The 17127-nt window shown below is 46.1% G+C and carries 16 protein-coding genes; 8 read left to right on the top strand and 8 right to left on the bottom strand.

Annotated features, from left to right (window positions below; translation table 11 throughout):
• Window positions 1-79: 79 nt before the first annotated feature.
• On the top strand, window positions 80-283 hold the full coding sequence (locus ON006_RS10280) for a type II toxin-antitoxin system RelE/ParE family toxin (RefSeq protein ID WP_310590195.1): 204 nt from the start codon (window positions 80-82) through the stop codon (window positions 281-283).
• 22 nt (window positions 284-305) lie between these two features.
• On the top strand, window positions 306-626 hold the full coding sequence (locus ON006_RS10275; RefSeq protein WP_244819692.1) for a HigA family addiction module antitoxin: 321 nt from the start codon (window positions 306-308) through the stop codon (window positions 624-626).
• Window positions 627-650: 24 nt separating this feature from the next.
• Here ON006_RS10275 and ON006_RS10270 read toward each other — a convergent pair whose 3' ends face one another.
• A complete protein-coding gene (locus tag ON006_RS10270; protein WP_244819691.1) occupies window positions 651-1769 on the bottom strand; it encodes a hypothetical protein in 1119 nt (372 codons plus the stop codon).
• 56 nt (window positions 1770-1825) lie between these two features.
• Window positions 1826-4258, bottom strand: coding sequence for an ABC transporter permease (locus ON006_RS10265; protein WP_244819690.1), 2433 nt, complete (start codon window positions 4256-4258; stop codon window positions 1826-1828).
• Between the two features lie 262 nt (window positions 4259-4520).
• Between ON006_RS10265 and ON006_RS10260 the strand changes: the two genes are divergently transcribed.
• The 5 genes from ON006_RS10260 (at window position 4521) to ON006_RS10240 (ending at window position 8446) form a co-directional block, all read left to right on the top strand.
• Window positions 4521-5090 (top strand): Crp/Fnr family transcriptional regulator, encoded by a 570-nt coding sequence (locus ON006_RS10260; RefSeq protein WP_244819689.1) that lies wholly within the window; start codon window positions 4521-4523, stop codon window positions 5088-5090.
• 75 nt (window positions 5091-5165) lie between these two features.
• Entirely contained in the window at window positions 5166-5825 is a 660-nt protein-coding gene (locus ON006_RS10255) for a metal-dependent hydrolase (protein WP_244819688.1), read from the top strand.
• 64 nt (window positions 5826-5889) lie between these two features.
• A complete protein-coding gene (locus ON006_RS10250) occupies window positions 5890-6792 on the top strand; it encodes an AraC family transcriptional regulator (RefSeq protein ID WP_244819687.1) in 903 nt (300 codons plus the stop codon).
• Between the two features lie 86 nt (window positions 6793-6878).
• Entirely contained in the window at window positions 6879-7733 is an 855-nt protein-coding gene (locus ON006_RS10245) for an oxidoreductase (protein ID WP_244819686.1), read from the top strand.
• 29 nt (window positions 7734-7762) lie between these two features.
• Window positions 7763-8446 carry an NAD-dependent epimerase/dehydratase family protein gene (locus ON006_RS10240; protein WP_244819685.1) on the top strand — a complete coding sequence of 228 codons (684 nt, stop codon included), beginning with the start codon at window positions 7763-7765 and terminating at the stop codon, window positions 8444-8446.
• A gap of 9 nt (window positions 8447-8455) precedes the next feature.
• Here the strand turns inward: ON006_RS10240 and ON006_RS10235 are convergent, their stop codons facing one another.
• The 6 genes from ON006_RS10235 to ON006_RS10210 form a co-directional block, all read right to left on the bottom strand.
• Window positions 8456-9091, bottom strand: coding sequence for a hypothetical protein (locus ON006_RS10235; protein WP_244819684.1), 636 nt, complete (start codon window positions 9089-9091; stop codon window positions 8456-8458).
• A gap of 203 nt (window positions 9092-9294) precedes the next feature.
• A complete protein-coding gene (locus ON006_RS10230; protein ID WP_244819683.1) occupies window positions 9295-9678 on the bottom strand; it encodes a DUF5618 family protein in 384 nt (127 codons plus the stop codon).
• A gap of 56 nt (window positions 9679-9734) precedes the next feature.
• Window positions 9735-12878 (bottom strand): efflux RND transporter permease subunit, encoded by a 3144-nt coding sequence (locus ON006_RS10225; RefSeq protein ID WP_244819682.1) that lies wholly within the window; start codon window positions 12876-12878, stop codon window positions 9735-9737.
• Between the two features lies 1 nt (window position 12879).
• The gene (locus ON006_RS10220; RefSeq protein ID WP_244819681.1) at window positions 12880-13179 is read right to left on the bottom strand and encodes a DUF190 domain-containing protein; all 300 of its coding nucleotides are present in this window, start codon (window positions 13177-13179) and stop codon (window positions 12880-12882) included.
• A gap of 11 nt (window positions 13180-13190) precedes the next feature.
• Complete coding sequence (locus tag ON006_RS10215; RefSeq protein ID WP_244819680.1) at window positions 13191-14201, bottom strand: efflux RND transporter periplasmic adaptor subunit; 1011 nt, start codon at window positions 14199-14201, stop codon at window positions 13191-13193.
• A gap of 2 nt (window positions 14202-14203) precedes the next feature.
• Window positions 14204-15463 (bottom strand): TolC family protein, encoded by a 1260-nt coding sequence (locus ON006_RS10210; RefSeq protein WP_244819679.1) that lies wholly within the window; start codon window positions 15461-15463, stop codon window positions 14204-14206.
• A gap of 222 nt (window positions 15464-15685) precedes the next feature.
• Here ON006_RS10210 and ON006_RS10205 point away from each other — a divergent pair, with 222 nt between their 5' ends.
• Complete coding sequence (locus ON006_RS10205) at window positions 15686-17080, top strand: sensor histidine kinase (RefSeq protein WP_244819678.1); 1395 nt, start codon at window positions 15686-15688, stop codon at window positions 17078-17080.
• The last annotated feature ends 47 nt before the right edge of the window (window positions 17081-17127 follow it).

The raw sequence follows: 17127 nt of genomic DNA, 5'->3' as shown, positions 1-17127 counted from the left end.
CACGTTACAATTGTGTTATGATCAAAAGTTTCAGGCACAAGGGTTTGGAATTATATGCGTCGAAAGGCGATCGTTCTAAATTACCGCACTTACCATCACTAAGATAAAAACGATACTGACCCGGCTAGAAGCGACGAAAAATCCTGTTGAGCTTAACCAGCCTGGCTACCACTTTCATCAGCTTACCGGAGATTTGAAAGGCTTTTTCGCAGTCAAAGTTTCCGGGAACTATCGTATCATTTTTCGTTTTGAAAATGAAATGCTTTTGATGTTGATTATTTAGACTATCATTAAAATTTGTAAATATGGCATTGTTTGATACTGCACATCCTGGCGAACTAATCAAAGAAACACTGGATGGTATTAGAGAAGAAACCGGGCAAAAACTAACGATAGGTGAGGTCGCGGAAGGTCTTGGAGTAACCCGAAAAACTTTATCCGCGATTATCAACGGTAAACAAAGTGTGACTCCCGAAATGTCAATCCGGCTTGCTACCGCATTTGCTAATACCACACCTGAATTTTGGCTTTCTGTACAGGAAAGTTACGATCTCGCAAAAGCCAGAAAAAAGGTCGATACTAGTAAAGTCCGGATATTCTGGAACCCCACATCAGCATCAGCATAACTTCTTCCCATTTCCTCATCTACATCAGCGCAGAATGCTGATTGAATTGGAATACATCTGAAAATGACAGCCTGGTGCTTTGTCCTGAATGACCCTTTCTGCCATTCGACTTAGGAAACCGTATCGTTCAGCAAGCGGTGTTTTTGTCTGCGCTTCCCAGTATTTTTCTTCCGGAATATCAATGACTACCACTGCATTGCCACCACCAAACTCCCAGTAGAACTCCATCGAAAGGTCGTTTTCCGCATAATAGATTTTTCCGCCGCGACCGTCTTGTGTGTACTCAGCCACAGGGCCAAATTTCAATGCCAAATCTTTTTTAAAGCTTTTCATATCGATGCCGTTTTCAATTTCAACGCCGTTTGAGTCAAATGTCCGGTACTCCTTTTCATTTTGAATGACCGTGACATTACCTGGCGGATGCACGTAACTGGGGTATGGCTTAGGCTTTTTGATCTGGTTTACCGTTTTCTTTTCCTGAATGGTCTCGATAGGAGCAGGCATTAAGTGACATTCCTGATTTTTAATAGCCAGCTCGACATTACGGGGCGGATTCTCGTAAGATGCCTCAGGGTAACCTTCTATAAACTTGATAAACCGTATCTGATGCGTCCAGCCATCGGGCCAGACCGCTTCGATCGTGTAGAAGCCCGGCTTGTAAGGTAGCGTATTCAGCAATACCTGAGTGCCGCCGCTCAAATGATCCCGTACTCTCACATTTTCAATCAACTCGCCCGTCACATTGTTGATCAGCCTGTATGCACCCGCGTCATACGCATAGCGTGGCATATGGAACATGAGTTGCTGGCAGTCAGGGTAGTGGATGACGCGTATATGCTGGGGAAGCAGATCACCCGCGTTTGGAGTTGCCGCAGTTGATTCTGAATCTTGCTCGTAAAAGTTTGAAAGCTTCGTCAGCAGGCATTTTCCAAAATAACTTTCAGAGGCATCATCATTATCAACAACGATTTTTACCGATTTCAATGGCAATATACCCGGCAAACCATTCCCGATATCAGGAACGGAATAGCCGGATATATCATCATTGGCCGCGTCATGCACAACAACATCTTCTACTTCCAGAATATTTCCTTTCTGAAAAATATGGCAATGCTGTGTAATTTTTAGACGTACGGTTTTCAATGTCAGTTGTTCATTATTCGCATAGAAGCTTGCAAGATAGCAACTTACCGCATGATTTATTCCGCGCGCAGCGATTTCACAGGATTCATCAATGCCGCTTTGATCGACTGGAATGAAACAGTAAACAAGGCCACGGCGATGGATAGCAACCCTGCAAGAGCCAGTACCCACCATGAAATGTCAATTTTGTAAGCAAAATCCTGCAACCAGCGGCTCATCATCCACCAGGAAACGGGTAAAGCGAGCACAATAGCAATGCAGACCAGTTTCAAAAAGTCTTTGGAAAGCAGCGCCACAATTCCCGCTACGGAAGCGCCCAGTACTTTCCGTACACCAATCTCTTTCGTTCTTTGCTCGGCAGTGAACGTTGCCAAACCAAATAGTCCAAGGCACGCGACAAATATGGTAAGCCCCGCAAATAGCCCCAGTATCTGACCGGTTTTTTGTTCTGCTTTATAAGTGTCGTTGTAACGTTGGTCGAGGAATGTGTAAGAGAAAGGCAAGTCTGGTTTGAAGCTTTTCCAATGCGTTTCCATCGTCGCCAGCAGGCCTGATACTTCTTTACTTTTCGTTTTAATGATCATCCAGCCATTGTCAACATTTAATGTCATAACAAGTGGAGTGATCGCTTCATGCAATGATTTGAAGTGAAAATCCTTCACAATTCCGATGACACGGAAGGTTTTGGTACTGCCGTCATTACTGCGGCGGGAAACCGTTTTATCGATCGCATCATCTTTCCAGCCGAGGGTTTTTGCCGCGGTCTCGTTGAGGATAATGGCCGAAGAATCGGTGCCGTATGCTTTGGAGAAATTCCGGCCTACCTTCATTTGCATTCCCAAAGTGGCCAGGTAGTCATAGTCGACGTCGTATCGCAATGTTTTGACCAACTGCGAAGTATTGGTCTCCGGCGAAATCATAAAATTGTTGTTATCCGAAGGCCCAGCCGGTATGTACCCCGACATGCTGATGTTACTAACCCTCGAATCGCGTGATAATTCTTCGCGGAATACGTCCTTATTTTTTCCCAAAGCCCAGGCCGGAACCACCAGAACCTGTTCTTTATCATACCCCAGTTTTTTGTTTTGGATAAATTTCAATTGCTGGTAAACTACCGCCGTACCGACCATTAAGGTAATTGAAATGAAAAACTGAAATACTACCAATGAACTTCTCAATCCAATGGTCCTACCGGAAGAACTCAGTTTAATCGCTCCTGAGCCTCCTTTCAATACGGAAATGGGTTTGAAAGAAGACAAAAAGAATGCAGGGTAGCTGCCCGCAAAAACTCCGACGAACAATCCAAACAATACCAGAGCAGGAAGTAATGCAGGAATCGCGTCCAGGTGCAGCGCGAGGGTTTTGCCGGAAATACTATTGAGCAATGGTAGTGAGGCCAGGCAAATTACCGTACCGAGGATCAATGCAATGGTTGTCAGCAAAATGGATTCCATCAGAAATTGTCCTACCAGTTCAATTTTCTCTGAACCCATTACTTTTCTGACGCCTACTTCACGGGCACGCTTGGATGAACCAGCAGTAGACAAATTCATAAAGTTAATGCACGCAATCAGGAGCATAATGATCGCAATCGCGCCAAAAATGTAGACGTATTGCAGATCGCCATTGGTTGCCAGGTCATACTGAAACGTCGAATGCAGGTGAATGTCCGTAAATGGCTGTAAATAAAGGCCAATGTCATTCCCTTTCTTGCGGAATTCGTCCAGCGTCATACCAAGCCCTTGTTTCAGCTGCGGCCCCATATATTTGGCAACTGTCTGTGGAAGTTTGGCTTCAAGGCGTTTGTAGTCGTAGCCTTTTGGCAAAACGAGATAAGTGAAAAATTCCGAAACCATCCAGGAAGTCGATTTCGCCTCCGGTAAAGTTGACATCGAAGCGAGCAAGTCGAAGTGGAAATGTGAATTGGCAGGCATATCCTTCATCACGCCGGTTACTTTGTAGCTGGCCTTCCAGTCTTTCATGCTCAATATTTTGCCAATGGGATCTTGTTTGCCAAAATATTTTTCAGCCGCTGTTTTGCTGATTACGACGGAATTTGGCTCCAAAAGCACTGTTCTAGGATTTCCCTGCGTGAGCGGGAAAGTAAACACATTCAAAAAATTGGAGTCAACAAAGGCCAGACGGTCATCTGTAAAGAGCTTTTCGCCAATGAGGATCAGCGGATTGCCACCCTGCCGGAGCCGCGTGGCTTCCTCTACTTCCGGGTAATCTGCTTTAAGGGCTGCGGCAGTGGGAGGCATCACATGAGCCTCGTGCATAACGCCACCCTGCATGATACCGTGAAAAAAGACCCGCACAATGCGGTCGCCCTTGGTATGAAAACGGTCGAAACTCAGCTCGTCGAGCACGTACAAACTGATGAGCATGCAGGACGCCAGCCCAATCGCCAATCCGGAAATATTGATGGCTGAAAAGGTGCGGTTACGGACCAGGTTTCGCCAGGCGATTTTGAAATAATTTCGTATCATGTCAGAGTAGGATTTGGCTGTCTAAAATTAAATAAAGTTTCATGGCTAATAAACGGTACATTGTATAACATAGTTCTTTGTATAAAATATATGCCAAATTGCTAAAATATGCCTTATCAAGCATTTAGAGTGGGTTCAGTTTTTTAGGTTGTCCATAATCGAACAGTTTTTGTACGAAAATGACCGTCAGATCACCATCGCTCGGTTATTTGTTTTGCCAAAACATGAATAGCACATACCTTTGATCATTCCAGTATATAAAATGACAGAACTCGAACAATACCTGCAAACGTATTTTGAATTTGATCAGGCCGACCTGGTCAGGGTTGCGTCTTTTTTCAAACCTGAAACCGTAAAGAAAGGAGAGTTCTACCTTAAAACAGGCAAGGCTTGCAACAAACTGAGCTTTATTCAGTCAGGAATGCTGCGGGTCTTCGTTGACCTGGAAGACAGGGAAGTAACACAATGGATTTCCACTAAGGGATATTTCATTAGCGACCTGGCCAGCCTGGTATTTGATAAACCTTCGCGTTGGAACATTCAGGCGCTAGCGGACACTACCTTATATACCATTGCAAAATCGGATTACGACAGGCTGGGGGATTTCATTCCCAAATGGCCGGTCACCGAGAAACTCTTCATCGCACATTGCTTCTGCACGCTGGAAGACCGCGTTTTTTCTTTCCTGTCCATGACGGCTGAGCAGCGATACAACATTCTGTTCGATTCCAACCGCGAGCTGTTCAATCAGGTACCGCTGCAATACATTGCTTCCATGCTCGGAATGACTCCTGAAACCATCAGCCGGATACGCCGCAAACAGCTGATCTGATTTCTTGATCTAGGTCAAGTGGCTTTGAAAACGTTGATTATACTTTTACAGAGTCATTAATCAACCAGCTGTTATATGTTTTTAGGTCACTATGGTTTAGCGTTCGGAGTGAAAAAAGTAGCTCCCCGGGTTTCATTGTTAACCCTTTTTGTTGCCGTGGAATTTGTTGATATTCTGTGGCCGTTTTTGCTTCTCTTCAATGTCGAGCAGGTGAAGGTCCATCCTGGGTTCACCGAAGTAACACCTTTCGAATTTGTTCATTATCCATTTACACATAGCCTGGTGATGGGCGTGGTGTGGGGATTATTAGCTGGTCTGGTGTATTGGTTTTTCAAAAAAGACAGCCGGAGTGCCATTGTAGTGGGCCTGGCGGTACTAAGCCACTGGTTTCTGGATTTCGTGGTGCACACCGCCGATTTGCCGCTAACACTTTTTGGTGATACAAAAGTAGGGTTGGGGCTTTGGAATTCACTCAGCCTCACGCTGCTGATCGAAAGTGCGTTGTTTTTTGCGGGCGTCTATCTGTACGCTACAAGCACGAAAGCTTTGAACAACAAAGGCAAATGGGGATTATGGAGCCTGGTGGCGTTTTTTGTAGTGGCTAATCTATATAATATGTTTGGCCCGCCGCCAGAAGATTCGATTCCTGTGCTGTTCGTTTCGTTCGCAGTTTTACAAGCCATCATTCTTTCATTGGCGCATATGACCGATAAGAACAGGGTTTCGACGAATTAGTATTGGAAAGCATTATTTCAAATTTCGTTGAATGTTGTCTGTTTGAATTTCGTAACTTTGTTTTATGGCAGCAATCGAAACACTCGAAGAATTTTACCAGCATAAGCTCAACTGGTTACCGGATAACCTCCAACAGGACATTGGTCATTTCAATGTTTTCAATATGGCGGATGCCGTTGGGCCCAATGCAGTGCCGATTAAATACACCCGCAGGGACTTTTACAAAATCGCGCTGATCAGGGGAAAGAATATTTACCATTATGCCGACAAAAGTCTTGAAGTGGACGGTTCGACATTGATCTTCTTCAATCCGCAGGTTCCCTACACCTGGGAATCCGGCTGCGGTGTGGGGAGCGGGTACTTCTGTATCTTTAAAGAAGGTTTTTTCGTAGAAAAGATGCGGGGAAGTGTGAATGAGCTGCCCATGTTTGCACCAGGCGGAAAGCCTGCCTACATTCTTTCTGACGCCCAGGACGAGAACCTGAGCAGGATATTTGAAAAAATGCTGGAAGAGATTGAGTCCGATTATCCTTACAAATATGATCTGATCAGAAACTACGTGACAGAACTGATCCATTGCGCGCTGAAAATGCAGCCTTCGGAATCATTGTACCAGCATCCCAATGCCAATTCTCGCATTACTTCCGTGTTCACTGAGCTGTTGGAACGGCAGTTTCCTATCGAATCACCCTCTCAGCGTTTTAGCTTGCGGTCGGCTAATGATTTTGCCGAGCAACTTTCCGTCCACGTAAATCACCTGAACCGGGCGATCCGGGAAACGACGGGTAAGACCACGACTGCCCACATTTCAGAGCGGATTGCAAGTGAAGCCATTGCATTGCTGAGGCATACCAACTGGAATATTTCAGAGATCAGTTACAGTCTGGGCTTTGAAGAGCCGGCGCATTTCAATAACTTTTTCAAGAAACAGACCAGTCAAACGCCAGGTTCTTATCGCATTGTTTGAATTTCGCAAGTATCTGTTTGAACCCCGCAATATTCTCCTGCGGCTTGTCGACTAATTTTGTTTTGTTAATTAATCAAACAAACAAAATGGAAAACAACAAAGTATGGTTTGTCACCGGAGCTTCCAAAGGCCTGGGACTTACATTGGTTCAAAAGTTACTTGCAAATGGTATCAGAGTTGCCGCTACTTCCAGAAATATCGAAGATTTGAAACAAGCTGTCGGCACGGCAAGTGAATTGTTTTTGCCGCTGGCGGCTGATCTCAAAAGTGAAGCCAGTGTTCAGGAGGCCATTGAAAAAACGGTCGCTACCTTCGGACAGGTTGACGTGATCGTCAACAACGCCGGATATGGGCTCACAGGCAGTATTGAAGAACTGACGGACGAAGAAACGCGCGCTAATTTTGACATTAATGTGTTCGGTTCGCTCAATGTTATACGTAAAGCATTACCTTACCTGCGGGCGCAGCAGTCCGGTCACATCTTCAACATTGCTTCAATTGGGGGCTTTTATGGCGATTTCCCGGGATTTGCAATTTACTGCGCTACGAAGTTTGCAGTAGTTGGTTTCTCCGAATCTCTGGCAGCGGAAATGAGGCCATTCGGCATTAAAGTAACCGTGGTAGAGCCGGGCTATTTCCGCACCAGTTTCCTTACTTCCGGCTCATTGGGTGTTCCCAAAAACGAAATTGCCGACTACAAAGAAGTTCGTGAAATTCAGAGGGCGCATCAAGAGGACATTAATGGTGCGCAGGCCGGCGATCCTGAAAAAGCGGCTGATGCATTGATCCGTATCGCCTCCGAAGCAAATCCTCCATTGAACCTGTTTCTGGGCCAGGATGCATTTGACATGGCACATGTCAAAATCCAAGCCGTACAGCAGGATCTGGCGACCTGGAAAGATCTAACCGTTTCCACTGGTTTTGAAACTGCAAATGTGTAAATAGCATTAGCATTAAAACAGATTGGAAAATGGCTCTCAGCGGTAAAATAAAAGCGATTGTCACAGGTGTGACGGGTATGGTAGGGGAAGGCGTATTGCACGAATGTCTGCAGCATCCTGAGGTAGAATCGGTACTGATCATCAACAGAAAGCCATCGGGCGTCACCCATCCTAAACTTAAAGAAATCGTTCACGCAGATTTTTTCGATATTTCGCCCATTGAAAGCCAGCTTTCCGGCTATAATGCCTGCTATTTCTGTCTGGGCGTGTCTTCTGTGGGCATGAAAGAGCCCGAGTATACAAAGATGACCTACACGCTGACCATGCACGTAGCAGAAGTGCTCAGCCGGCAAAACCCCGACATGACCTTCTGCTATGTTTCCGGTGCGAGCACAGATAGTACCGAAAAGGGAAAATCAATGTGGGCAAGAGTGAAAGGCAAAACGGAGAATGACCTTATGAAACTCCCTTTTAGTCAGGTGTTTGCATTCAGGCCTGGTTATCTCCATCCGACCCCTGGTTTGAAAAACGTATTGACGTTATACAAATACATTGGCTGGCTTTACCCGGTTTTAAAGAAGTTGTTTCCCAATTCAGGCACATTGCTTAGTGAGTTAGGACAGGCAATGATCCATGTAACCAGGTTTGGCTATGATAAAAGGATATTGGAAGTCAGCGACATAGAAACCGTCGCTGGCCGGCAATATGTATAACCTAAACTGCTACTTCATTTTGACATAGGAAAAGGCATTACCCTTCAGCAATGGATGTTCGCCGGTCAGGCCCTTTTTACTGACTGACAATACGACGTTCTCAACGAAAATTTCGACGATCCAGGGTTCTATTTTAAACTCAAAATAATTGTCGTCCGTTTTGACAGGAAATGAAGAGTACCGCTCCGGGGCGAAGTTGAAAAAGAGTTCAATAGCACTGGTTTTGGTCTTGGGAATCTGGTAAATGCCTTCCTGGTTCATTTTACCATATTTTTCGCCATCTTTTGTCTTGATCAGGGCTTCAAAATGCGGTAGGAGTTGTGTGTTCTGATCCACGATTTTAACGGTAGTGAAACTGTCAGCCTCCATTTTGCTGCTGATCAGCGAAAAATCAGCGTCGGGCCGTGTGCGGCTGTTCAGGATGATCTTACCGTTGTCCAGTGCCCATTTTCCGCTTCCCTGGCGGTCCATCGCACCGTAAGAGAAGAAGATTTCGAATGTATTGTCAGGTTTGAGCAGGATGGCCGAGGCGGTTTCCATCACACCCTGCAGATGATATTCGCCTGCAATGGCATCCGTGGTGTTTTGTGCAAAAAGGGTAGTCGAAATAAGTATAGAGAGGAGTGTTGGTAACAGTTTCATCATAGTTTCAATTTAAAGTGTATAGCTTGTAACTTTTGGTATTCGGGCAAACGCAGCAAATGATATGCAGAGGAAATTTAACTAAAAATCGGCAGTTATACATGCCTTTTCTTATTAAAAGGTAATCATTATGAATGCGTTACAAAACAAATAAGCCGATGTAAATGAGATTACACCGGCTTATTTTTATATTATTCTAATGACCTCTAAGCGCAGCCCCTGGTCTCTACCCAAGTGATGATTTCCTCCGCACGTTTCAGACCAAGTTGGGCAACTGCGGTTTCAGGATTCCCATCGTAGCTCATTGACAAATGCAGCAGGTCGTAAGCGCTGATAAAATGTTTAAGCACTCTTTTATCCATCGCGGCAAGCTGCTCTTTGTACCACGACACTTCCTTTCTGCCTTTCTTTTTGTCGCCTAACAATGAATCGAGGGCTACCAAAACACCTGCATAGGCAGCATGTCCTGCCAGTTTTACATATTTTTCGTCCTGATAATATTCGTCCTCTTTCAGTGCCTTTTCTCTCAAAATGGCCCTGGCATTATCAAGATAGCGTCTTGCTTCCAGAATTGAATTCTTTTTGACCATACTAGTGTGTCGGATAAATGTGAAACTCCACAAAATTATGCTTTTTCAGATACGAATTACAATTCAAGTACTTCCTCTGCTTTCTTTGGTTTGCGCGTCTTTTCGGCCCATAAAAACAACGGTGGAAGCAGTACCGGGGCGAACAGAAGGGTACTGGTCAGTCCGCCGATGATGACCGTCGCCAGCGGGCGCTGTACATCCGAACCGATGCCGGTGGAGATAGCAGCCGGAACAAGGCCGATAATGGCCACGACCAGGATCGATAGTAACGCGCGGAGCTGTTCCGTGGAAGCATCTAAAACACGTTGTTCGGTATTATTTTCCTGGTCTTGCATGGCCCGGTTAAGCGCCGAGACCAGCAAAACCCCCGCCATAACCGAAATACCAAATATGCTCACAAAACCTACACCTGCCGAAACATTGAAATAATACCCCCTCAGCAGCAGCGCCCCGATTCCTCCGCCCAGTGCAAAAAGAATGCAGCTGATCGTCACCATGGTATGCGACAGGTTTTTGAAAAGCATAAAAAGAAACAGAAATACCATCACAATCGTCAGCGGAATGGTGAATGCAAGCTGTTTGCCAGCGCGTTCCAGGTTTTCGTACTGGCCTCCGTAAATGATGCTATAACCTTTTGGAACATGCACTTGAGCGTTCAGTTTTTTCTGTAATTCGGCTACAAAACCGCCCTGGTCTCGTCCGCGGATGTTGGTGCGCACGGTCACCATTCGTTTGCTGCCGTACCGGTAAATGTTGGTCTGGCCCTCCATAAAGTGGATATCTGCCAGCTGGCTCATGGGTACGAGTGCGCCCGTGAGCGAGGGTACCTGAACATTTTTAATGGCGTCGATCGAATTGCGGTATTTAGGCAAAAACCGGATCACGATGTCGTAGCGTTTGGTGCCGTCGTATAATGTTGAAATCGTTTTTCCGCCGATCGCGGCCTCGATCATATTCTGAATATCAGCCACATTGATCCCGAACCGGGCCGCAGCTTCGCGGTTAATATTGATCGCCAATTGCTCCTGAGGGCCTTCCTGCTCAATATTGACATTGTCGGCACCGGGTGTACTTTTAACGATTTTCGCGATCGCCTCTGCCTTCTGGCGCATCATGGTAAGGTCATCGCCTACGACTGATACGGCCAGGTCGGCTGCGCTACCGGTCACGATTTCCATGACCTGGTCGATGATGGGCTGGCCGGATGAAAATGAAACCGCAGGAAGCTGCATTTGCAGATCGTGCTTGATTTTCTCTACCAGCTCTTTTTTGGTGATGGTTTTACTCCAAAGTTCATAGTCTTTCAAACCCACCAGGATTTCGTTCCTGTTGGCCGGAAATGGATCGGTACCGTCGTCATTTCTACCGGTTTGGGTAATCACAAACGCGATCTGTGGATATTTGGAGATGATTTTACGAATTTTCGGAGCATAGCTGGCATTTTCCTGAATGGTAATGCCGGAAGGAAAATTGCCCCGAAGAAAAATGGAACCCTCGTCCAGCGTAGGCAGAAATTCAGTTCCAAGTTTTAATCCAAACAGCACCAGAATGGTCACCAGGCTGAACCCGACAATGACAGTGGTTTTATAATGTTTCAAAAACCCGGCTAACGATTTGGAATAGGAATTCGTCATGAAATCCAGGATGAAATTCTTATGCTCTTTTATGGGTTTTTCCGGGTCGGAGAGTGCTTTTTTGTATGCGAAAGAAATTAGCACCGGAATGAATGTGAGTGCTGCCAGCATGGAGCCAATCACCGCAAATGCTAACGTTAAAGCCATGGGAGAGAAGAGCTTGCCTTCCACGCGGGTCATGAGCAAAATAGGCATGTAGGCCAGTATAATGATCGTAACAGAGAAGAATATTTCCCTTCCTACTTCCTGCGCCGAAAGCAATGTGATTTTGACAATTCCCTGCTGTTTCTCCTCGATCGTCGCGGTCCGGTACTTTCGGATCAGGTGCTCGGCCATGACGCAGGCGCCGTCCACGATGATACCAAAGTCAATGGCACCCAGTGACAGCAAATTCGCCGGGATACCGCTCAAACGCATTAATATAAACGCAAAGAGCAGTGAGAATGGAATGGTCAATGCAACGACCAGCGCACTACGAATGCTGCCCAGGAAAAAAATGAGCAATATTACTACAATTGATATGCCTTCAAACAGCGTATGCGCAACGGTTTCCAGCGAATGATCGATCAAAAAGCTGCGGTCGTACAGTGGCCGCAAGTGAACACCTTCGGGAAGCTCGCTGGTTTCCAAATCCGCCATTTTTTCTTTCAATACCTTCAATACCTCACTGGGATTTTCATACCGCCGCAAAAGAATAATCCCTTCCACACCGCTGCTGACGTCCACTTTATCCTGTGTAATGGTGTAACCCATAACCCCGCTTGGAGGTGGAGGGGTGATTTCAACAGTTGCTACGTCGCGTACGAATACAGGCACGCCATTGTCGGATTTCAAAACGATATTCTGAATGTCCTGCTCGTTTTTAATAGCGCCCAATCCGCGGATCGCAAATCCCTGGCCCCCACGCGAGATCACATTACCACCCGTATTCTGGTTGTTGACATTAATGGCGTCCATCACATTTTGCAGCGACAGGCCGTATTTGACCAATTTTTCGGGAGAGGTAATGATATGGAATTGTTTCAATGGACCGCCAAAAGTGGTCACATCTGCAATGCCAGGTACTTGTAGTAACGCGGGCTTAATCACCCAGTCTTGCAAATCACGCAGCTGGGTAGGACTGTAACTTGCCGGTGCTTCCACTACATAACGCAATATTTCACCGACCGCCGTCGACAATGGAGCGAGCTCTGGTGCGACGCCGTCGGGCAATTCTGCTGATGCCAGACGTTCGTTAACTTGCTGCCGGGCAAAGTAATCGTCTGTGCCATCTTTGAATGTAAGCTGTACTACCGACAACCCGAAAATGGTACGGCTCCTTCGATCCAGTACATTAGGCGTGTTTTGCAAAGCCCTTTCAATGGGCACCGTAACCTGTTGCTCTACCTCCTCGGCAGCCCTGCCGGGATATTGGGCAATCACGATTACATTGGTATCGGCGATATCGGGATAAGCCTCTATTTTGAGTTGGGTAAAACACCAGTATCCAACCCCCATCAGCACAACGCTGACCGCTATCACAACCCACCGGTTGCGTAAGCTGAAAAAAAGCAGGTTCTTAATCATTTTAATTCCACAGGTCTACATGGTTGGTAACTATAAAACCGCTCTTCATTTCCTTGCGGAGCCTGGTGAGGGCAGTTTTTACTTTTTCTTCGTCGTCAATAAAGGAAATGACCATCGGCGTTTCGTCGAAACTGAACAGGTCATTGGGACGGCTTAAATGCTTACCATCGAAACCCAGTCTGCCGCGATAAACGGTTGCACCCATTACTTTTTGCCTGACCAGAAATTGCAGAATGTATTCGTACAGAGGTACTTCTTCTTTCCAATGGTCAGCGCCAATGAATATTTGTGCTTGTAGCATGGCTTTTGAATTTAATAGCCGAACGATAATCCTTTCAATTGCATAACTCCTTTGGTAACCACGTCGTCGCCGTTTTTCAGACCATTGTAAGCAATGATGCGGTCGCCGATCTGGTCACCCACGCTTACTTCGCGTCGTTCAAAGTCATTGGAACCGGTTTTGACGAATACATAATTCTTTCCCTGGATGGTAATGAGTGCATCCTTGTTGATACTCAGGTTCTTGCCTTCGCTCAGCCCGAATGCAACGGTACCAAACATGCCTGCTTTCAGTTTGCCGGTACCATTGTTAACTGTCACGCGGAGTTTGATCATGCGCGTAGTCTGGTCCACCATGTCGGCGATATCATCGATCCTGCAGGTGAAGTTGTCGTTAGGAAATGCAGTGAACTGAATCGTACATTGGCTTCCTTTTTTGACCTTATTGATCTCACTTTCAGGAATATCGCAGATCACGTAGGCCGTTCCTGCCGGGGCACTGCGAAGTTCTCTTGGTTCAAATCCGCCCGCTTTCAGCTTCGTTTCATGCTCAATAATCGCCGATCGTTCATTGATCAGGTTGGTTTCTTCCATAGATAATGCAGTTTGCGATTCCAAAAGGTCCTTACCCGTGGCTGCGCCGTGTTCCTGCAAATCTTTCAAGCGGGCCAGTTCCGTTTTTCTTTGTCTGATATTGATGTTCTGGATCTGGTTGATCATCGTCAGATGTTGCAACAGCTGGGTATAGTTACCGGAAAGTTCGGGGTTGTCAAACAACACAATGTTGCCGGAAGCGCCTTCTTCTGAGCGGATTACAGTGGCCGATACCTTGGCGGGAGCCGCGATGTCGGCCATTAATGCAGTACTCGAAATTCGTTCTGTCTGGAAGAAACCGGTACCTTCCGCTTTTGGGAATGTGATCCTGGTCCCGTTGCCATTGACGGCCGGAGTAGTGTCTTCCTGAACTACATTTTTGGTCTCCTTGCTTTTGCAGGCGGCCATCATGGCGATAAAAAGGCAGCTGCAAACGATTATGTTTTTCATGGTTACTGAGCGATTTGATTGATCATTCCTGAGGCATTAAGTAGGTCGATGTAGCTTTGCCGGTACTGTTGCAGCAGGTCGTAATATTGCTGCTGGGTATCAAGCCAGCTTCGTTGGGCTTCCAGAAAATCGATGATTGTTGTCCCGCCACGCAAGTAAGAATATTTAACACTGTTCAAGATTGTCTGGGATTGAGTTAGTAACTGGTTGAAATTCTGTACGTTCTGTTTTTGTGTCTGGTAACTTTTATAGGCGGTTAGAATTTCTGTCTGGATCTGTGTTTCTGTTGCCCGAAGATCTTGTTCAGCCTGTTGCTTCACGATCTCTGACTTCCGTATCTCACCCTGGTTTCTGGAAAAGACCGGAATTTCAATGGTACCGTAAACTCCCATGTAGTTAACCTTGTTTTGAGGGTTGAAGATCAGCCCCAGTTCCGGCGTGGGCAATGCGTTGGATTTTTGTAGCTTAATATTTGCATCAGCCACATCCATCGTCGACTTGATCGCCTGAATATCGGTACGGCTTTGCAATGCCTCCTGTACGATCGCATCCATCTGCGACGGGAATGCAAATGCAAACTGATCGGCCGTGTCAACCTGTACAGAGTCTGCGGTACCCATCAGGAATTTGAGATTGATGATTTCATTCTGGTAGTTCTGGCGGGCGGTTTTCAGCTGAATGTCGTATTGATTGGCCAGCAGCTCAGTCCGGGACAGATCGGTGGTGGTAATCACCTGATTTTTCAGCCGCAGCCGGTTAATGTTGGCAAGAGAGTCAATGTTACTCTTCGCGGTACCCAGCAAATCGAGTTGCTTACGGGCAGTCCATACATCCAGCCATTTTTGTGCAACGGTCTGAAACAGATGTCTTTCCGTGTCGGCATATTGCTTTTGGGTCAGCCTGACATTTTGTTCTGCGAAATTTATTTTATTCTGACGCTGTACAGGCAACTGAAAAGGCTTGGTAACCTGCCACCAAACCTGGCGGTTGGCACCATTGTACCAGGAGGAGTTCTCGGAGAAACGCGAAGGCTGTACCAGTTGTAACGATTGGTTGTTTAGTATCGGGTTGGGCCGCAGCTGAGCGGTTGTAATGTCTGCCTGGGAAATACTGACATTATACTGTTCCCGTTTTAAAATTGGATTATTGGATTTTGCAGTCTGGAGCGCCTGCTGTAAGGTGTACATGGTCTGCGCTCTTCCCGGGATGCAACACCATGCCAGCATGGCTATCATTACCGGTTTTATTACTTTGAACGACATGATCTCTTCGTTTAGATTACTTGTCGGCAAAGGTTCGATGCAGTGCTAAAAATGGTATTAAAACTGTTTTATAATTAGATTAAAAAACGGTTAGAAATAAATTAGAGCAGCTGCATATGGCGCATTACTTAGCCCGAAATGATTATTTAAAGGAAAATAATTACTTTGCTGCATGAATCCGGTTTATCATCAATAGAAGAAAAAAAGCCTTACACCACCTGCATGGATTATTTTATAGTATCATTCTTCCTGATCCAGTATGTACGTACCTCCCTGCAGACGGCTACTCAGCTTCCAAATTGGGATAAACTGCTGATCTACGGCAGGTATGTCAGCATTGCCTTAATTGCGACTTATTATATTTCCGGTACGCCTTCATGGTTTGCCTGGTTCTGGCATATTTTCCTGACGGCTATGCTTCTGGTTTTTTACAAAAATGACGATTTCAAACCGATCAGGGGCATGGTCCAGTCGGTGATACCATTTGTCGTCATCGCTATCATTGGTGATTTGCTTGAAACCATTGTGCCGAGATTGTACCGGGAGTACAATGATATTTTCGTCGTGATCCAGTCATTTGCGTTTGTACTATGCTTTGTCATTTGGTTTTACGCGCGGAAACAGCAAAACGTCCTGATCAAAGAGCGGGAGGACAGAATGCGGGATGAACTGGCAAGCAAAGCACAGAAAGAATCCCTCGAATACCTTGTGAATGAGCGAACCCATGAGCTTTTACAGCAAAAGGAAGAGCTGCAAAAGACCATTGAAGAACTGAAAGCGACCCAGAACCAGCTAATACAAAGCGAAAAAATGGCGTCTCTGGGGGAATTGACCGCGGGAATTGCCCATGAGATCCAGAACCCGCTCAACTTCGTCAATAACTTTTCGGAAGTATCGGTGGAGCTTTGTCAGGAACTGGAGGAAGAAATTGATAAAACCTCCATTTCTGACTCAGATAAAGAGTATATCAAAGAAATTATCGGTGACCTCAGCCAGAACCAGCAGAAAATCACGCACCACGGTAAACGCGCGGATTCCATCGTGAAAGGGATGCTGCAGCATTCCAGGGCTTCGTCAGGCGAGAAAGAGCCGGTGGAGATCAATGCACTGGCCGACGAGTACATGCGGCTGGCTTACCATGGTTTGCGGGCCAAGGATAAGGAGTTCAATGCAACACTCACCACTGATTTTGACCCAACGATTGGTAAAGTCAATGTGCTTCCCCAAGATTTGGGACGGGTTTTTCTCAATCTTTTTACGAATGCTTTTTACGCCGTGGCAGAGAAAAAACGGCAGCTCACAGAGGCAGGGAGCACCGAGGATTATAAACCGGAGGTAAAAATCAGCACCAAGAAATTTGCCAACACCCTCTACATCAGGGTGTCGGACAATGGTACGGGCATGCCCGATCATGTGAAAGCCAAAATATTCCAACCTTTCTTTACCACCAAACCCACCGGACAGGGCACTGGTCTGGGACTTTCGATGAGTTACGATATCATTACCAGTGGGCACGGAGGCTATCTGGAAGTGGATACCGTAGCTGGCGAAAAGACTGAGTTCAAAATCACATTACCGGTCGACAATATAACTGACCAAACTAATGGGAATGTGTAGTAATAGTTTGTAAAGATTGCAATAAAAATTGCCCTGGGCGGCTGGAA

Origin of the sequence: Dyadobacter pollutisoli (genome assembly GCF_026625565.1) — a bacterium.
GTDB lineage: Bacteria > Bacteroidota > Bacteroidia > Cytophagales > Spirosomataceae > Dyadobacter > Dyadobacter pollutisoli.
The sequence above is the reverse complement of the archived record's forward strand: the minus strand, read 5'-3'. Positions and strand labels throughout refer to the sequence as shown.